The following is a 15,262-nucleotide window of genomic DNA, read 5'->3' on the forward strand; positions in this document are numbered from 1 at the left end:
AACCCTATAAAAACAAGACGTGGAGAGAATCTAATGGCTCGTAAAATCAGCTATCAGCAGGCGATCAATGAGGCCTTGGCTCAAGAGATGGGCCGTGACCAGAGCGTATTCATCATCGGTCAGGATGTGGCCGGTGGCACCGGTTCCCCCGGTGAGCAGGACGCATGGGGCGGCGTGCTCGGCGTGACCAAGGGCTTGCACCCGCAATTTCCCGGGCGCGTGCTGGACGCACCGTTGTCTGAGGTCGGCTACGTGGGCATGGCGGTGGGCGCCGCTACCCGTGGCATGCGCCCAGTGTGCGAATTGATGTTCGTCGACTTCATCGGCTGCTGCCTGGACCAGTTGCTCAACCAGGCTGCCAAGTTCCGCTATATGTTCGGTGGCAAAACCACTACACCGCTGGTGATCCGTGCCATGTACGGCGCCGGTTTGCGGGCGGCTGCCCAGCATTCGCAAATGCTCACCTCCATGTGGACGCATATCCCCGGCCTCAAGGTGGTATGCCCGGCCACGCCCTACGACGCCAAGGGCATGTTGATCCAGGCAATCCGCGACAATGACCCGGTGATTTTCCTTGAGCACAAAATGCTCTACGGCATGCAGGGCGACGTACCGCAAGAGCTGTACACGGTCCCGTTTGGCGAAGCCAACTTTGTGCGTGAGGGCAAGGATGTGACGCTGGTGACCTACGGCCGCATGCTGCATATCGCCCTGGAGGCTGCGGCCAACCTGGCGCGTCAAGGCATTGATTGTGAAGTGCTGGACCTGCGCACCACCAGCCCGCTGGATGAAGACAGCATCCTTGAAAGCGTCGAGAAAACCGGGCGCCTGGTGGTGATCGACGAATCCAACCCACGCTGCTCGGTCGCCACCGACATCAGTGCCCTGGTGGCCCAGCGGGGGTTCGCTTTCCTGCGCGCTCCCATCGAGATGGTCACCGCGCCGCACACCCCGGTGCCGTTTTCCGATGCACTGGAAGACCTGTACATCCCCAACGCCGCGAAGATCGAGGCCGCCGTGATGAAGATCGCCGACAAGAGGACCGCCGCATGATTCATACCCTGACCATGCCCAAATGGGGCCTGTCGATGACCGAGGGCCGCATCGATGTCTGGCTCAAACAACCCGGCGACCGAGTGGAAAAGGGCGAGGAAGTGCTGGACGTGGAGACCGACAAGATCTCCAGCAGTGTCGAGGCGCCTTTTAGCGGCGTGCTGCGTCGGGTACTGGCGCTCAGTGATGAAACCCTGCCGGTGGGCGCTCTACTGGGAATTGTGGTGGAGGGCGAGGCGACAGAGGCTCAGATCGATAGCGTGATCGAAAGCTTCAACGCCGGGTTCGTCTCCAGTGCCGCCGAAGCCAAAGAGGCCGGCCCCAGCGCACAAAAAGTCGAGGTAGGCGGGCGCTTGCTGCGTTATCTGGACATGGGCGAGGGCGGCACGCCGCTGGTGTTGGTGCACGGCTTCGGGGGCGATCTGAACAACTGGCTGTTCAATCAACCGGCCCTGGCCGCCGAACGCCGGGTGATTGCCCTGGACCTGCCGGGTCACGGGGAGTCGGGCAAGTCTCTGCAAACGGGAGACGCTGCCGAACTCAGTCATGCCGTACTGGCATTGCTCGACCACCTGGCGCTCGACCGTGTGCATTTGACCGGCCACTCCATGGGTGGGCTGGTGACCCTCACCGTCGCCAGCCTGGCGCCTGCACGTATCGCCTCCATCACCTTGATCGCCAGCGCCGGTCTGGGTGCCGATATCAACGGCGATTACCTGCGAGGTTTTGTCGAAGCCAACAACCGTAACGCGCTCAAGCCGCCATTGACTCAACTGTTCAGTAACCCTGCGTTGGTGACGCGGCAGATGCTGGAGGACATGCTCAAATTCAAGCGCCTGGAAGGGGTGGATCAAGCGTTGCGCCAGCTCGATCACAAGCTGTTCGATGGCGGGCGGCAGATGCTGGATCTTCGCAGCGAGGTGGGCCGCCAGCCGAGCCTGGTGATCTGGGGCAGTGACGATGCGATCATCCCGGCAAGTCACGCCCAAGGGCTGCAGGCTCAGGTGCATGTATTGCCGGGGCAGGGGCATATGGTGCAGCTGGAGGCGGCGGAGCAGGTCAATCAACTGATCTCCACTTTTTTGAACGCGCAGCCCTGATTGAGGTTCAAGGGAGGGACGGTTTGGTCTGTCCCTCCCACAAGGTCAAGCGTGTTTTTTCAGCTGGAGCGTTTCAGGGTTTCGCTGGGCAGCTCCTGAAAAAGCGCCCGGTAGCTGTTTGAAAACCGCCCCAAATGCCAGAACGACCAATTCATCGCGACCTCGGCCACCGTGGTGTCGGTCGTGCTCAGCAACTCCCGCCGCGCCCCGTTCAAGCGGCGCAACCGCAACCACTGCGCCGGGCTTATCCCCGTGTAGGTCTTGAACCCTTGCTGCAATTGGCGCAACGGCACACCCGCAATCTGCGCCAGTTCCAACAGGTTGGCGGTTTCATCCGGTGCATCCGCCGCCCATTCGCCGATGCGTGCCATCAATTGGCGTTCTTCATTGCGCTTTTGCAATGAACTGCCGTCCAGGCACACGCAGGCGTTATCGAGGATAAACAGGCAGTCGTCGAGCAGTTGCTGGGTGAGGGCATCGCGGCTGATGGGGTCGGTGAGTGCGGACAAGCGCGTGAGCGTGCCACTGAGCCAGCGGGTGAACAGCGCGTTCTGTTGGCAGCTCAGCGGTGCCATGAACAGGCCTTCGAGCTTGGCCATATCCAGGCCGTGGCGCTGGACAAACTGCGGGCCGAACACCACGGCCACTTCGCGGTAGTTGACCGGGGTGATCCAGGTGTTGCGGCTTTCGCCATTGAGCAGGTACAGCGCGTTGTCACTGGCGTCGAAACAGAACGCCAGGGCGCCGGCAGGTGCGTTGAAATGCTGCTCCACCCGGGTGTTCATGCACTCTTCGTAGACCTGCACCCCGTGCAGGTCGAGGTAGCGCACCTGCCCGGCAAAATGCCCGGGGGACATCTGCTGGTACTGCTGCACCCAGCCGGGTGTCGCACTGCATTGGGCGGCCACATCGCCGGTGGCGAAGGCCTGTACGCGCAAAGCGGTTGCCTGTGTCATGGTGATCCGTGCGCACTCTATTGGTGCGTTGTGCCGCGTGCAAAGTGGATAGATGCCGTTTCAAGGCTGGCCCAAGATAGACCTCAATGCGCTGGGAGTACAACCCAGCGTCGCATCCCACCCAAGACGAGGTCCTTATGAACGCCCCCTTCGATCAGCTGTCCACCTGGCTGAAAGAACACAAGATTACCGAAGTCGAATGCGTGATCAGTGACTTGACTGGCATCGCACGCGGCAAGATTGCACCCACCAACAAGTTCCTGCATGAGCGAGGCATGCGCCTGCCGGAAAGTGTGTTGCTGCAAACGGTAACCGGGGACTTTGTCGACGACGATATCTATTACGACCTGCTGGACCCGGCCGATATCGACATGATTTGCCGCCCGGTCGCCAACGCCACTTACGTAGTGCCGTGGGCCATCGAGCCCACCGCCATCGTGATCCACGACACCTTCGACAAGCAGGGCAACCCCATCGAACTGTCGCCGCGTAATGTGTTGAAGAAAGTCCTGCAGCTCTATACCGACCAAGGCTGGCAGCCGATTGTCGCGCCGGAAATGGAGTTCTACCTGACCCAGCGCTGCGAAGATCCGGACCTGCCCTTGAAAACTCCCATCGGCCGCTCGGGCCGCGCCGAAACCGGGCGCCAGTCGTTTTCCATCGACGCCGCCAACGAATTCGACCCGCTGTTCGAAGATGTCTATGACTGGTGCGAAGCCCAAGGCCTGGACCTCGACACCCTGATCCACGAAGACGGCCCCGCGCAGATGGAAATCAACTTTCGCCATGGCGACGCCCTGGACCTGGCCGACCAGATCACGGTGTTCAAGCGCACCTTGCGCGAGGCCGCCCTCAAGCACAACGTCGCCGCCACCTTCATGGCCAAGCCGGTGGCCGACGAGCCCGGCAGCGCCATGCACCTGCACCAGAGCGTGGTCGAAATCGCTACCGGCAAACCGGTGTTCGTCGATGCCGACGGCAACATGAGCCCGTTGTTCCTGCATCACATCGGCGGCCTGCAGAAGTACATCCCCAAGCTGCTGCCGATGTTTGCCCCCAACGTGAACTCGTTTCGGCGTTTTTTGCCGGACACCTCGGCGCCGGTCAACGTCGAATGGGGCGAAGAAAATCGCACCGTCGGCCTGCGCGTACCCACGTCCAGCCCGGAGGCGATGCGCGTGGAAAACCGCCTGCCGGGCGCCGATGCCAATCCTTACCTGGCGATTGCTGCCAGCTTGTTGTGTGGCTACCTGGGCATGATCGAGCACATCGAACCCAGTGCCCCGGTGGAAGGCCGCGCCTATGAACGCCGCAACCTGCGCCTGCCGTTCACCCTCGAAGATGCGCTGGCGCGCATGGAGGATTGCGACACGGTCAAGCAGTACCTGGGCGAAAAATTCGTGCGCGGCTACGTCGCGGTCAAGCGCGCCGAGCATGAGAATTTCAAGCGGGTGATCAGTTCCTGGGAGCGTGAGTTCCTGCTGTTGAGCGTCTGAAAACAAGCATAAGAGGGGTGACGATATGCGTCTTGTGAACAAGCTTCTTCCACTGGCCCTGGTCGCGGCGTTCAGCAGTGCCGGCCAGGCGGCGCCGACGGTGAGTGTCTACAACTGGACCGATTACATTGGCGAGACCACCTTGGCGGACTTCCAGGCCAAGACCGGCATCAAGGTGATCTACGATGTGTTCGACTCCAACGAAACCCTGGAGGGCAAGTTGCTGGCCGGGCGCACCGGGTATGACGTGGTGGTGCCGTCCAACCATTTCCTGGCACGCCAGGTGAAGGCCGGTGCGTTCCTCAAGCTTGACCGCGCGCAGTTGCCCAACTTCAAGAACCTGGACCCCAAGCTGCTCAAGTTACTGGAACAGAACGACCCCGGTAATGCGCACTCGGTGCCGTACCTGTGGGGCACCAATGGCATTGGCTACAACGTCGACAAGGTCAAGCAAGTGCTGGGCATCGACCGCATCGACTCGTGGGTGGTGTTGTTCGAGCCGGAAAACATCAAGAAGCTGCATGAGTGCGGCGTGGCCTTCCTCGATTCAGCGGATGAGCTGTTCCCGGCGATCCTCAACTACATGGGCAAGGACCCACGCAGCGAGAATGCCGAGGACTACAAGCAGGCCGAAGCCAAGTTGCTCACGCTGCGGCCGTACATCACCTATTTCCACTCTTCCAAGTACATCTCCGACCTGGCCAACGGCAATATCTGCGTGGCCTTCGGTTATTCCGGCGATGTGTTCCAGGCCGCCAACCGCGCCAAGGAAGCCAAGAACGGGGTGAACATTGCGTACTCGATCCCCAAGGAAGGTTCCAACCTGTGGTTCGACCTCTTGGCGATTCCGGCCGACGCGAGCAACCCTAAAGAAGCCCATGCGTTCATCAACGACCTGCTGGAGCCTGAGGTGATTGCCAAGGTCAGCGCCTCGGTGGGCTATGCCAACGCCAACCCGGCCGCCAAGCCGTTCATGGCACCGGAACTGGTGAACAACCCTGAGGTGTATCCGCCCCAGGAGGTTCTCGACAAACTCTATATTTCCACCACGCCCACGCCGGCGACCATGCGCGTGATGACCCGCGCCTGGAGCAAAGTGAAGTCCAACCGATGATGCAGTCCAATGAACATGCCCCGTCCTATTACCGCGCTTCGGCGAATGCCATGGTGCAGCGGCCCGCACTTGAGGCAGACCTGAGCGCCGATGTGTGTGTGATCGGCGGCGGTTTCACCGGGGTCAACACCGCCATTGAACTGGCCCAGCGCGGGCTTTCGGTGATCCTGCTGGAGGCGCGCCGCATCGGTTGGGGCGCCAGCGGGCGTAATGGCGGGCAATTAATTCGGGGTATCGGCCATGATGTCTCCGGGTTTGCCAAATACGTGGGCGAGGAGGGCGTGCGCTATATGGAGCGGGCCGGTATCGACTCGGTCGCTCTGGTGGGCCAGCGCATTGCCGAGCACGGCATCGACTGTGACCTGCGCTGGGGCTTTTGCGAACTCGCCAATACTCCGGCGCAGTTCGCGGCGTTCAAGGGCGAACAGGCGCACCTGGAGGCCATGGGGTATGCCCATGAAACGCGGCTGGTCGGCCCACAAGACATGGCACAGGTGGTGGGCTCTACGGTGTATGCCGGCGGCCTGGTCGACATGGGTTCCGGGCATCTGCACCCGCTTAACCTAGTTTTGGGTGAAGCGCGTGCGGCCGAGGCCCTTGGGGTGCGCATCTTTGAGCACAGCCCGGTGCTGGAGCTGATCCATGGCGAGACGGTGCAAGTGCGCTGCGCAGGCGGCAGCGTGCGCGCAGCCAACCTGGTGCTGGCATGCAATGCCCATCTTGAGGAACTGGAGCCGCGCTTGAGCGGCAAGGTGCTGCCGGCGGGCAGCTACATCATCGCCACCGAGCCACTGCCTGAACCAGTAGCCCAGCAGTTGATCCCGCGGAACCTGGCGCTGTGCGACCAGAAAGTCGGCCTGGATTACTACCGGCTGACTGCCGACCGGCGCCTGTTGTTCGGCGGTGCCTGCCACTACTCGGGGCGCGACCCCCAGGACATCGCCGCGTACATGCGCCCGAAAATGCTCAAGGTGTTCCCACAGTTGGCCAACACGGCTATCGAGTTCCAGTGGGGCGGCAAGATTGGCATCACCGCCAACCGCTTTCCCCAGGTCGGGCGGCTCAAGCAGTACCCCAATGTGTTCTATGCCCAAGGCTATTCCGGTCACGGCTTGAACGTGACGCATTGGTGCGCACGGCTGCTGGCCGAAGGGATACATGCGGGTGCAAGCCAGGGCCTGGATATCTTCAGCCAGGTGCCGCACATGACCTTTCCCGGTGGCAAGGCGCTGCGCTCGCCACTGCTGGCGTTGGGGATGTTGTGGTATCGGTTGCGCGAAGCACTCTGATTCCTGACCCAATGTGGGAGGGGGCTTGCCCGCGAAGGCGGTGTGTCAGTCACTGAATCTTCAACTGAACCACCGCTATCGCAGGCAAGCCAGCTCCCACACTGGTCCGGCGTTGCCCACAAAATCATCACCCGGCATAGACACCCTGTGAGACGTCAGTCAGATAGCCTCAGGTTCGGTCAGCACTTTGCGAAAGGTTTCCACCAACGGCCTCAAGTTGACGCGGTGCCATGCCGCCCACAGCGGTGTGGTGTAGTCCAGCCACGGCAGCTCGCGCAACACTACGCCTGGCGGTGCGTTGCGGCTCAGGCCTTTTTGCACCATCGCCACCCCCAGCCCGGACGCCACCAGGCCCAGTGCGGTAAAGGGCTCGCTGGCCTCCATGGGGATTTGCGGGGTGAAACCGGCACGGATACAGGCGGCGACGAAATCATCGGCCGGGTTGGCGCCAGGTTTGCGCTGCACGCCGATCCATTGTTGGTCGGCCAGGTGCTCGGGTAACAGTTCATGTTGTTGAACCAGCGGATGCTGTTCGGGCAGGGCCAGCAGCATCGGGTCATCGAGGACCTGCCAGGCGGTCAGGTCCGGGTCGTCGGCGGCAGGTGGTTCGCCCACCAGGGCGATGTCCAGGCTGCGTTGGCGCAAACCTTCGAGTTGTTCCAGGGAGGGCAGGTTATACAGCTTGATGTGCACGGCGGGCCTATCGTCGCGCAGTATGCGCAAGGCATTGGGCAGGACACCGGCGTGCATGGCGTTCTCGATATAACCGATGCACAAACCGCCTTCTTCACCACGGCCCAGGCGCTTGCCCAGGGACTCCAGGCGGTTGGCGTGGGTCAGCAGGGCCTTGGTTTCGGCCAGGAAGGTCTGGCCGTCGCGGGTCAGGCGGATGCGCTGCTGGCTGCGCTCGAACAGGGTCAGGCCCAGGCGTTCCTCGAGCTGGGCGATCTGCCGACTCAGGGGCGATTGGGAAATGTGCAAGCGCTCGGCGGCGCGGCCGACGTGTTCTTCTTCGGCCACCACTTCGAAGTAGCGCAACTGGCGTAGATCAATCATGTAAGACCTTAAAGGACTCAAGTTGGTCGCAGTATGTCTTGGACGGTCTGATCTGCGCAATCTAGCATCTGCTCAACGGTCAAAGCGACCTCGCACCGATTGAGGAACCACCATGAGCTTGAAAGACACACTGCCCGGCGTACTGGGCTTTGGCACCGCCCCCTTGGGCAATATGTTTCGCGCTATCCCCGAAGAAGAAGCCCAGGCCACCGTCGAGGCCGCCTGGAGCCACGGCGTGCGTTACTTCGATACCGCGCCGTTCTACGGCTCGGGCCTGTCGGAAATCCGCTTGGGCCAGGCCCTGTCCAACTATCACCGCGACGACTACGTGCTCAGCACCAAGGTTGGCCGGGTAATTCTCGATGAAGTCGAAGAAACCGCCCGTGACCTTGGGGAAAAAAGCGGCGTATTCGAACACGGCCGGCCCAATAAAATAATCAATGACTACAGCGCCGACGCCACCCTGCGCTCCATTGAAGACAGCCTGACACGCCTGCAAACCGATCGCCTGGACATCGTGTGGGTTCACGACATCGCCCAGGATTTTTACGGCGACCAATGGCTGGAATACTTCAACCAGGCCCGCACTGGTGCCTTCAAAGTACTCACCCGTTTGCGCGAGCAAGGAGTGATCAAGGCCTGGGGGCTGGGCGTCAATCGTGTCGAGCCTTGCGAGTTGACCCTGGACCTGGCCGAAGCCCAGCCCGACGGCTTTCTGCTGGCGGGTCGCTATACGCTGCTGGACCACGACCGCGCCTTGCAGCGCCTGATGGACGCAGCCCACGCCCAGCAGGTCGAGATCGTCGTCGGTGGCCCGTACAGCTCCGGCATCCTCGCTGGCGGTGCGCACTTTGAATACCAGCAAGCCGGCCCGGCGATCATTGCCAAGGTCGAGCAGATCAAGGCAATTGCCCAGGCGTTTGGCGTCAGTATCAAGGCCGCTGCGCTACAGTTTTCACTGGCCCATCCGGCAGTGGCAGCGGTGATTCCTGGCGCCAGTCGTCCGGGGCGGATTGCCGAAGACGTCGCGGCGTTGTCTGAACAGATTCCAGCAGCCTTCTGGCAGGCGTTGCGCGAGGCCGGCTTGATCTCGGACCGTGCACCTTTGCCTCTCTCACGTTAAGGAGCTTGAGCATGAAAATTGATGTAAGTGGCAAAGTGGCTATTGTCAGCGGCAGCACCGCCGGGATTGGCCTGGGTATCAGCCAGGCCCTGGCGCAATCCGGTGCCACGGTGGTGGTGATCGGGCGGGATGCAGGCAAGGTGGACGACGCCTTGGCCAGCATTCGCCAAGCGGTTCCGGCTGCTCAACTGCGTGGTGTGGTGGCCGACCTCGGCACCGTTGAAGGCGCACAGAAACTTTTCGCCGCCGAACCCCGCGCCGACATTCTGGTCAACAACCTGGGCATCTTCGACGCGGTGGATTTCTTCGACGCGCCGGACAGTGAGTGGGCGCGCTTCTATGAGGTCAATGTGATCTCCGGCGTGCGCCTGGCGCGGCATTATGTGCCGGGTATGGTCGAGCAGGGCTGGGGCCGGGTGATCTTCGTGTCGTCGGAGTCTGGCGTGGCGACGCCGGCCGACATGATCAACTACGGGGTGACCAAAAGCGCCAACCTGGCGGTGTCCCACGGCCTGGCCAAGCGCCTGGCGGGTACTGGGGTGACGGTGAATGCTATCTTGCCGGGGCCGACCTTTACCGATGGCCTGGAACACATGCTCAAGGACGCCACGGCCGAATCCGGGCGCAGTGCCCGAGAGGAAGCGGATGTATTTGTGCGCCATGCGCGGCCCACCTCGATCATCCAGCGCGCGGCCAATGTGGATGAAGTGGCGAACCTGGTGGCGTACATTGCTTCACCGCTGTCTTCGGCGACGACCGGTGCCGCGCTGCGGGTCGACGGTGGCGTTGTCGACAGCATGGCAATCTGATTTTTTCCTGACTGGAGTATTGATCGTGGCAACAGCGTCTTCTGTGATTGAAATTGCGGTGTCGGCCGACCAGGTCTGGCAACTGATTGGCGGCTTCAACAGCCTGCCTGACTGGCTGCCTTTGATTGCCAAGAGCGAGCCGAGCGAGGGTGGCCGTGTGCGTCACCTGACCACCGCTGACGGCGGCGCGATTGTCGAGCGTTTGCAGACTTTCGACAACGTGGCGCGCACCTACAGCTACACCATTGAAGCGTCGCCGTTTCCGGTGAGTGCTTACTTGGCGACCTTGCAGGTTGAAGCGCTGACGGACACCTCGGCGAAAGTGACTTGGTCCGGCGTGTTCACGCCGGCAGCGGGTACCACCGAGGCGCAAGTCGAGGCATTGTTTGCCGGTGTCTACGAAGGCGGGCTTGAGGCGTTGCGCGGTAACTTCTAAAGAATATGGTGAGGGAGCAAGCTCCCTCGCCACAGGTGGGTTTTAGCCTATATGGAGCAAGGCTGCCGCGACAGCCTCTGCCGACGTCATCTGCGCCGTATCCAGCCTGAACGGTGGGGTTTCCCAGCGTTCGTACTCATGCGCCTGCACCGATTCCCAGGTCGGCGGCACCAGCCCGGGAATATCGCCCACACGCCCTTCGACTCGACGCCGATGCGCCTGCTGATCGGTACACACCACCTCGATATTGATCAGCGCCACACCGGCCGCTGTCGCCACCGCTTGCCAGGCATCGCGGCTGTCCTTCACGGGGTTCACACAATCGGCGATCACCCGCTGCCCCAGGCGCAGGTTACTCAGCGCCAGCGCATTCGCCACCGCGTAGCCGCTGGCCCCCACATCGCCTACCAACACCGCAGCCTCCCGCAGCGCCTGCTCAATCACATCGATACGCAGGTAAACCGCGCCCAACTGTCGCGCCAGCTCCCTGGCAATCGTGGTCTTGCCACTGCCGGGCAAGCCGCTGAATACAATAAGCATGACCCTTCAACCCTTTGTAGGCGCGCTGCTCGCGAAAAACGCCAACCATAACGCGCACTCCCTGAATAAACGCGGCGCCTGTGAGTTTTTCGCGAGCAACCTCGCTCCTACAGTGGTATTAGAACCGCTTGACTCATTTCACCCACAGGAGCGCCCATGACCCTGCCGTTCGTGAAGATGCACGCCCACGGCGACGACTTCATTATCATTGACCGCCGTGGCGAGGATAACCCTATTACTGCGCAGATTGCCCGCCACTTGGGTAACCGCCGCACCGGCATCGGTTTCAATCAGCTGGCGGTGGTGCTCGACTGTGAGGAGGCTGCTGCGCGCGTTCAGTTCTGGAACCCGGACGGAACACGCTTGCAAACCTGCGGCAGCGCGACGCGTGGCGTGGCGGATCGCCTGATGCATGAGGCTGGCACCCAAAGCATCGTGCTGGGCAGCGACCGTGGCTTGCTGACATGCACACGTGCTGATGGGCAGCGCGTGTCGGTGGATATGGGCCCACCCTCGCTGGACTGGGCGTCGGTACCCTTGGCCAGGGCGATGGACACCTGCGTGTTGCCTATCGACGGCCAGCCGGCGGCGTGCAGCATGGGCAACCCGCATTGCACGTTTTTTGTGGAGGATGTGACGGCGCTCGATATTGAAGCCATGGGCCCGAGCCTGGAAGTTCACCCGCTGTTTCCGGCCAGGACCAATGTGCATTTCGTGCAAGTGCTGGACCGCGGCCATATCCGCCTGCGTATCTGGGAGCGTGGCGGAGGTGTGCCGCTGGGGTCCGGTTCATGCTGTTGCGCGGCGGTCGTCAACGGCATCCGGCGAGGGCTGCTCGATGAGCGTGTGGAGGTCCAGTGCGACGGCGGCGCGGTCACGGTGCAATGGGACGGGCGGGGCGGGGTGATATTGACCGGCCGGGTCGAGCCGATCATGCAGGGCACCGCGTACCTGTACTAGAACTTCACGGTAAACGTGGTGCCGGCGCTCGCACATGAACTCACGGCCACGTCGCCGCCATGTACTCTGGCCAGTTCGCGCACGATATACAGGCCCAGGCCTACGCTGCGCACGTCGCTGCCCTGGTCGGTGCCGCGGGTCATGGGTTCGAACAACCCGGCCAGCAGGGTTTGGGGAATCGCCGGGCCGTGGTTGTGCACCGCGACCGCGCAGGTGTTATCGCCCAGGCGCGAGGTAATGGTGATCGGCTGCAGCAAGTCGCCATAGGCCACGCTGTTGGCCACCAGGTTACCGATCATCTGTTGCACGCGGTCGGCGTCCAGGCACGCGTCGCCCTGGCCCTCGGCGTGATGCACCAGCGTGGCCTTGGGGAAGGCCACCCGCAGTTCGTCGACGCTGCGATGAATAACGCTGTGCAGGTCCAGCGGTTGCGGCTTGATGGTAATGCCCTGGCCGACCCGGGCCTGGGTGAAGTCCAGCAGGTCGGCGATCATGCGGTGGGCGCGTTCGGACGACTGGCCGATGTGCCCCAACAACTGGCGCTCCTTGGCCGTGCGCTCGCCACGCTGGAGAAAGTCGGAGGCCATGCGGATCGCGGTGAGTGGGTTTTTCAGGTCATGGCTGACAATCGCCACCATCTGCTCGGCAAACAACGCCCGGCGCTGGGCAATGGCATAGGCCTCGCTCAGTTCGGCCTGGGCCTGTTGCAGGGCCAGTTCCGTAGCAGTTTTTTCCTGCAGCAGGGCTTCAGCCTGCTTGTGGGCATTGAGCAGCTCACGCTCGTACTTGTCACGGTCGGTGGTGCCGAACAGCGCCAAGTCATACACCACGCCGTCGGGCTGCTGGCGCCGGTTGGCGTTGAGCAAGACCGTGACTTTGTGCCCGTTGCAATGACGGATGTCGAGCTTCACCTCGGTGACGCTGCCATGCATACGCAGCATCGGCGCCAGGTGCGTCTGGTAAAAAATCCGCCCGCCCATGGCCAGCAGGTCCTGGAAACGCCGGCCCAGCAGCTGGGCCGCAGTAAAGCCCAGCCAGTCGCACAAGCGCGGGTTGACGTGCAGGATCGTGCCATCTTCCTGGGTCACCGCCAGGGCACACGCCGCGCTGTCAAACAGCGGGTCAACGGGCATCGGCAGCCGCCCAAGGGGCCAGGAACCGGTCCATCGCCGTTGCACACGCCTGGGGGGCGCTCATATGCGGGCAATGGCCGACATTCTCGACCAGGCAATAAGTGCTGTTAGGTAGTACGGCGTGCAGGTATTCACCCACGGCCACGGGGGCGATCAGGTCGTCGGTCGATTGCAGGATGAGTACCGGGGTGGTCAGGCCGAACACATCCTGGCGGTTATCCGAGAGGAAGGTCACGCGGGCGAACTGCTTGGCGATGTCCGGCTCGGTGCGGCAGAAGCTCTCGGTGAGCGCCTCGCTCAGGTGCGGCTGCGTCGGGGCGCCCATGATCACCGGGGCCATGGCGCTGGACCAGCCCAGGTAGTTGCTGTCGAGGGTGTCGAGCAGGTCGTCGATGTCGTCGCGCTGGAAACCGCCGACATATTCCTCGGTATCGATATAGCGTGGCGATGGGCCAATCATCACGTGTGCGGCAATGCGGCCCGGGAGGAAACGGTCGGCGAGGGTGCCGATCATCGCGCTGACCGAGTGGCCCACCAGAATCACCGGGCCTTGGGCATAGGCGTCGATAATCTCGTTCAGGTCATGGGCATAGCCATCCAGGCGGCTGTATTTGGTTTTGTCGAACGCACTCAAGTCCGACAGGCCGGCGCCGACCAGGTCATACAGCACCACGCGAAAGCGCTCGAGAAAGTGCGGTGCCAAGGCATTCCACATGGCCTGGTTGCAACCAAAGCCGTGGGAAAACACCAGCGTCGAGGGACCGTGGCCCATCACATGTATATTGTTGCGGTGACGTAGGTCCATGGGGTTCTCGTGGATGGCTAATTGCTATGCAGCTTAGCGGGCAGTTTAGATAGTCGCAGGCCCTGGGTCACGCGTTTGCGTGCAGATAAGGTAAAGTCGGCGTCTTCAGGGAGAGACTTCAGGTAACCATACATGATCGTGCTTGTGCGGCAATCGGTGTTCAGCCTACTGGCCCTGGTGTTTTCCAGCCTGTTCATCGCCGCTCATGCGGACACCTCGCCGATTGGGGTTGCCCTTGATCAGCGGGTTATTGACCTGACCAATACCCTCGACTCGGGCACCGTGCTGCGCCTCAAGCAACAACTCGCCGACCTTGAACAACGCAAAGGCGCGCAAGTGGCCGTATTGCTGGTGCCGACCACCGGCAGCAGCGGCATCGAAGACTATGCCAACCAACTGTTCCGCGCCTGGAAGCTGGGGCGCAAGGACGTCAACGACGGCATCCTGCTGGTGGTGGCCAAAGCCGACCGCACAGTGCGCATCGAGGTGGGTTATGGCCTGGAAGGCATCGTCACTGACCTGCTGGCCCATCGCATCATTGAAGAACGTCTCACTCCAGCGTTTCGTCAGGGCGATTTTGCCGGTGGCATCCAGCAAGGCGTGAGCGCGCTGGTGGTCCTGGTGGACGGCGGCGACCTGCCTGAAGTGGCCGGGCCGGGGATCAACCCGCAATTTTTCGCGATATTGGCGGCGTTTGTCCTGGGGGCGCTCGCCGGTACACTGATCGCCGCTGGCAAGTTGCACTGGCGCAGAGCTTTGATCATCGCAGTTGCGGCCACGCTGTTGCTGACGGTATTGGCCGGTGGTCGGGACTGGCCGATGTTCCTCGTTGCAATGCCGCTGACCTTGTTGATTGGCGGCGCGCTATTCGGCGCGTTGTGGCAGGTGCGCACGCTGTTTTACGGCGTGATCGGGCTGCTGGGTTATATCCTCGGGTTGGTGGTGGCAAACCATTACGTAGACGTCAGTTTCACCCACTGGTTGCTGTGGCCCCTGGGCGTCTTGGTGGTGCTGGGGTTGTACCTGGTGCTGGTGCTGCTCATGAGGCAGACCTGGCGCACCAGCCGCGCAGGTTTTAGCGTACGACTGCTGGCGGCGGTGGCCGTGTATGGGGTGGCGGGGCAGGTGATGGACGGCGATCGCGACGCCTGGTTGCTGGCATTTCCTATCGCATCGTTTGTTGCGCTGATTATCTTTGGCAAGGTCGGCGAAGGTTCTGGCTCCGGCGGCGGGTCCAGCTCAGGTTCCAGCGGCTCCAGCACCAGCAGCAGTTCGTCGGGCGGTGGCGGTTCCAGCGGTGGCGGGGGGGCTTCCGGCAGTTGGTAGATGACTCGGCGGCTGTCCCATAGTGGAACAACCGCTGAACTGTACCTTTGAGGGTGAAGCCCCTGG

General features: G+C 62.1%; 15 protein-coding genes. 10 read left to right on the top strand and 5 right to left on the bottom strand.

What is annotated here, in order from left to right; all coding sequences use genetic code 11:
* Positions 1–33 precede the first annotated feature (33 nt).
* Both GH769_RS08005 and GH769_RS08010 read left to right on the top strand, forming a co-directional pair.
* A complete protein-coding gene (locus GH769_RS08005) occupies positions 34–1,053 on the top strand; it encodes an alpha-ketoacid dehydrogenase subunit beta (protein WP_003190665.1) in 1,020 nt (339 codons plus the stop codon).
* On the top strand, positions 1,050–2,153 hold the full coding sequence (locus GH769_RS08010) for an acetoin dehydrogenase dihydrolipoyllysine-residue acetyltransferase subunit (RefSeq protein ID WP_019817349.1): 1,104 nt from the start codon (positions 1,050–1,052) through the stop codon (positions 2,151–2,153). Before GH769_RS08005 ends, GH769_RS08010 begins: the two co-directional genes overlap by 4 nt.
* 59 nt (positions 2,154–2,212) lie before the next feature.
* Here GH769_RS08010 and GH769_RS08015 read toward each other — a convergent pair whose 3' ends face one another.
* Complete coding sequence (locus GH769_RS08015) at positions 2,213–3,109, bottom strand: helix-turn-helix domain-containing protein (protein ID WP_032903529.1); 897 nt, start codon at positions 3,107–3,109, stop codon at positions 2,213–2,215.
* A 137-nt stretch (positions 3,110–3,246) separates the two neighbouring features.
* Between GH769_RS08015 and GH769_RS08020 the strand changes: the two genes are divergently transcribed.
* From GH769_RS08020 to GH769_RS08030, 3 genes are read left to right on the top strand one after another with little or no spacing between them, the layout of a single operon-like run.
* Entirely contained in the window at positions 3,247–4,605 is a 1,359-nt protein-coding gene (locus GH769_RS08020; RefSeq protein ID WP_014718136.1) for a glutamine synthetase family protein, read from the top strand.
* A 25-nt stretch (positions 4,606–4,630) separates the two neighbouring features.
* Complete coding sequence (locus tag GH769_RS08025; protein ID WP_032903528.1) at positions 4,631–5,719, top strand: polyamine ABC transporter substrate-binding protein; 1,089 nt, start codon at positions 4,631–4,633, stop codon at positions 5,717–5,719.
* Positions 5,716–7,008, top strand: a complete 1,293-nt coding sequence (locus GH769_RS08030; protein ID WP_032903527.1) for an FAD-binding oxidoreductase — start codon at positions 5,716–5,718, stop codon at positions 7,006–7,008. Before GH769_RS08025 ends, GH769_RS08030 begins: the two co-directional genes overlap by 4 nt.
* Before the next feature lie 159 nt (positions 7,009–7,167).
* On the opposite strand, the gene GH769_RS08035 is transcribed toward GH769_RS08030, so the two are convergent.
* The gene (locus tag GH769_RS08035) at positions 7,168–8,064 is read right to left on the bottom strand and encodes a LysR substrate-binding domain-containing protein (protein ID WP_020301856.1); all 897 of its coding nucleotides are present in this window, start codon (positions 8,062–8,064) and stop codon (positions 7,168–7,170) included.
* 112 nt (positions 8,065–8,176) lie between these two features.
* Here GH769_RS08035 and GH769_RS08040 point away from each other — a divergent pair, with 112 nt between their 5' ends.
* Genes GH769_RS08040 through GH769_RS08050 form a run of 3 tightly spaced genes read left to right on the top strand, consistent with a single transcriptional unit; the run spans position 8,177 to position 10,432 of the window.
* Positions 8,177–9,187 (top strand): aldo/keto reductase, encoded by a 1,011-nt coding sequence (locus tag GH769_RS08040; protein ID WP_032903526.1) that lies wholly within the window; start codon positions 8,177–8,179, stop codon positions 9,185–9,187.
* An 11-nt stretch (positions 9,188–9,198) separates the two neighbouring features.
* Complete coding sequence (locus GH769_RS08045) at positions 9,199–9,996, top strand: SDR family NAD(P)-dependent oxidoreductase (RefSeq protein WP_020301857.1); 798 nt, start codon at positions 9,199–9,201, stop codon at positions 9,994–9,996.
* 25 nt (positions 9,997–10,021) lie between these two features.
* Positions 10,022–10,432, top strand: a complete 411-nt coding sequence (locus GH769_RS08050) for an SRPBCC family protein (RefSeq protein WP_032903525.1) — start codon at positions 10,022–10,024, stop codon at positions 10,430–10,432.
* A 42-nt stretch (positions 10,433–10,474) separates the two neighbouring features.
* Here the strand turns inward: GH769_RS08050 and GH769_RS08055 are convergent, their stop codons facing one another.
* Positions 10,475–10,972 (bottom strand): AAA family ATPase, encoded by a 498-nt coding sequence (locus GH769_RS08055; protein WP_032903524.1) that lies wholly within the window; start codon positions 10,970–10,972, stop codon positions 10,475–10,477.
* 156 nt (positions 10,973–11,128) lie between these two features.
* Between GH769_RS08055 and dapF the strand changes: the two genes are divergently transcribed.
* A complete protein-coding gene (gene dapF / locus GH769_RS08060; protein WP_032903523.1) occupies positions 11,129–11,932 on the top strand; it encodes a diaminopimelate epimerase in 804 nt (267 codons plus the stop codon).
* Here dapF and GH769_RS08065 read toward each other — a convergent pair.
* Both GH769_RS08065 and GH769_RS08070 read right to left on the bottom strand, forming a co-directional pair.
* Entirely contained in the window at positions 11,929–13,065 is a 1,137-nt protein-coding gene (locus tag GH769_RS08065; protein WP_014718145.1) for a PAS domain-containing sensor histidine kinase, read from the bottom strand. The genes dapF and GH769_RS08065 overlap by 4 nt on opposite strands.
* Positions 13,055–13,870 (bottom strand): alpha/beta fold hydrolase, encoded by an 816-nt coding sequence (locus tag GH769_RS08070; protein WP_014718146.1) that lies wholly within the window; start codon positions 13,868–13,870, stop codon positions 13,055–13,057. The genes GH769_RS08065 and GH769_RS08070 overlap by 11 nt, the downstream gene beginning before the upstream one ends.
* Positions 13,871–14,002: 132 nt before the next feature.
* Here GH769_RS08070 and GH769_RS08075 point away from each other — a divergent pair, with 132 nt between their 5' ends.
* Entirely contained in the window at positions 14,003–15,196 is a 1,194-nt protein-coding gene (locus GH769_RS08075) for a YgcG family protein (RefSeq protein ID WP_020301862.1), read from the top strand.
* Positions 15,197–15,262: the final 66 nt, after the last annotated feature.

This window comes from Pseudomonas sp. CFSAN084952, from assembly GCF_009648855.1.
Lineage (GTDB): Bacteria > Pseudomonadota > Gammaproteobacteria > Pseudomonadales > Pseudomonadaceae > Aquipseudomonas > Aquipseudomonas paracarnis.

Coding starts and splice junctions, on each gene's coding strand:
- GH769_RS08005 (WP_003190665.1), top strand. CDS start 34: ATGGCTCGTAAAATCAGCTATCAGCAGGCGATCAATGAGGCCTTGGCT.
- GH769_RS08010 (WP_019817349.1), top strand. CDS start 1,050: ATGATTCATACCCTGACCATGCCCAAATGGGGCCTGTCGATGACCGAG.
- GH769_RS08015 (WP_032903529.1), bottom strand. CDS start 3,109: ATGACACAGGCAACCGCTTTGCGCGTACAGGCCTTCGCCACCGGCGAT.
- GH769_RS08020 (WP_014718136.1), top strand. CDS start 3,247: ATGAACGCCCCCTTCGATCAGCTGTCCACCTGGCTGAAAGAACACAAG.
- GH769_RS08025 (WP_032903528.1), top strand. CDS start 4,631: ATGCGTCTTGTGAACAAGCTTCTTCCACTGGCCCTGGTCGCGGCGTTC.
- GH769_RS08030 (WP_032903527.1), top strand. CDS start 5,716: ATGATGCAGTCCAATGAACATGCCCCGTCCTATTACCGCGCTTCGGCG.
- GH769_RS08035 (WP_020301856.1), bottom strand. CDS start 8,064: ATGATTGATCTACGCCAGTTGCGCTACTTCGAAGTGGTGGCCGAAGAA.
- GH769_RS08040 (WP_032903526.1), top strand. CDS start 8,177: ATGAGCTTGAAAGACACACTGCCCGGCGTACTGGGCTTTGGCACCGCC.
- GH769_RS08045 (WP_020301857.1), top strand. CDS start 9,199: ATGAAAATTGATGTAAGTGGCAAAGTGGCTATTGTCAGCGGCAGCACC.
- GH769_RS08055 (WP_032903524.1), bottom strand. CDS start 10,972: ATGCTTATTGTATTCAGCGGCTTGCCCGGCAGTGGCAAGACCACGATT.
- dapF (WP_032903523.1), top strand. CDS start 11,129: ATGACCCTGCCGTTCGTGAAGATGCACGCCCACGGCGACGACTTCATT.
- GH769_RS08065 (WP_014718145.1), bottom strand. CDS start 13,065: ATGCCCGTTGACCCGCTGTTTGACAGCGCGGCGTGTGCCCTGGCGGTG.
- GH769_RS08070 (WP_014718146.1), bottom strand. CDS start 13,870: ATGGACCTACGTCACCGCAACAATATACATGTGATGGGCCACGGTCCC.
- GH769_RS08075 (WP_020301862.1), top strand. CDS start 14,003: ATGATCGTGCTTGTGCGGCAATCGGTGTTCAGCCTACTGGCCCTGGTG.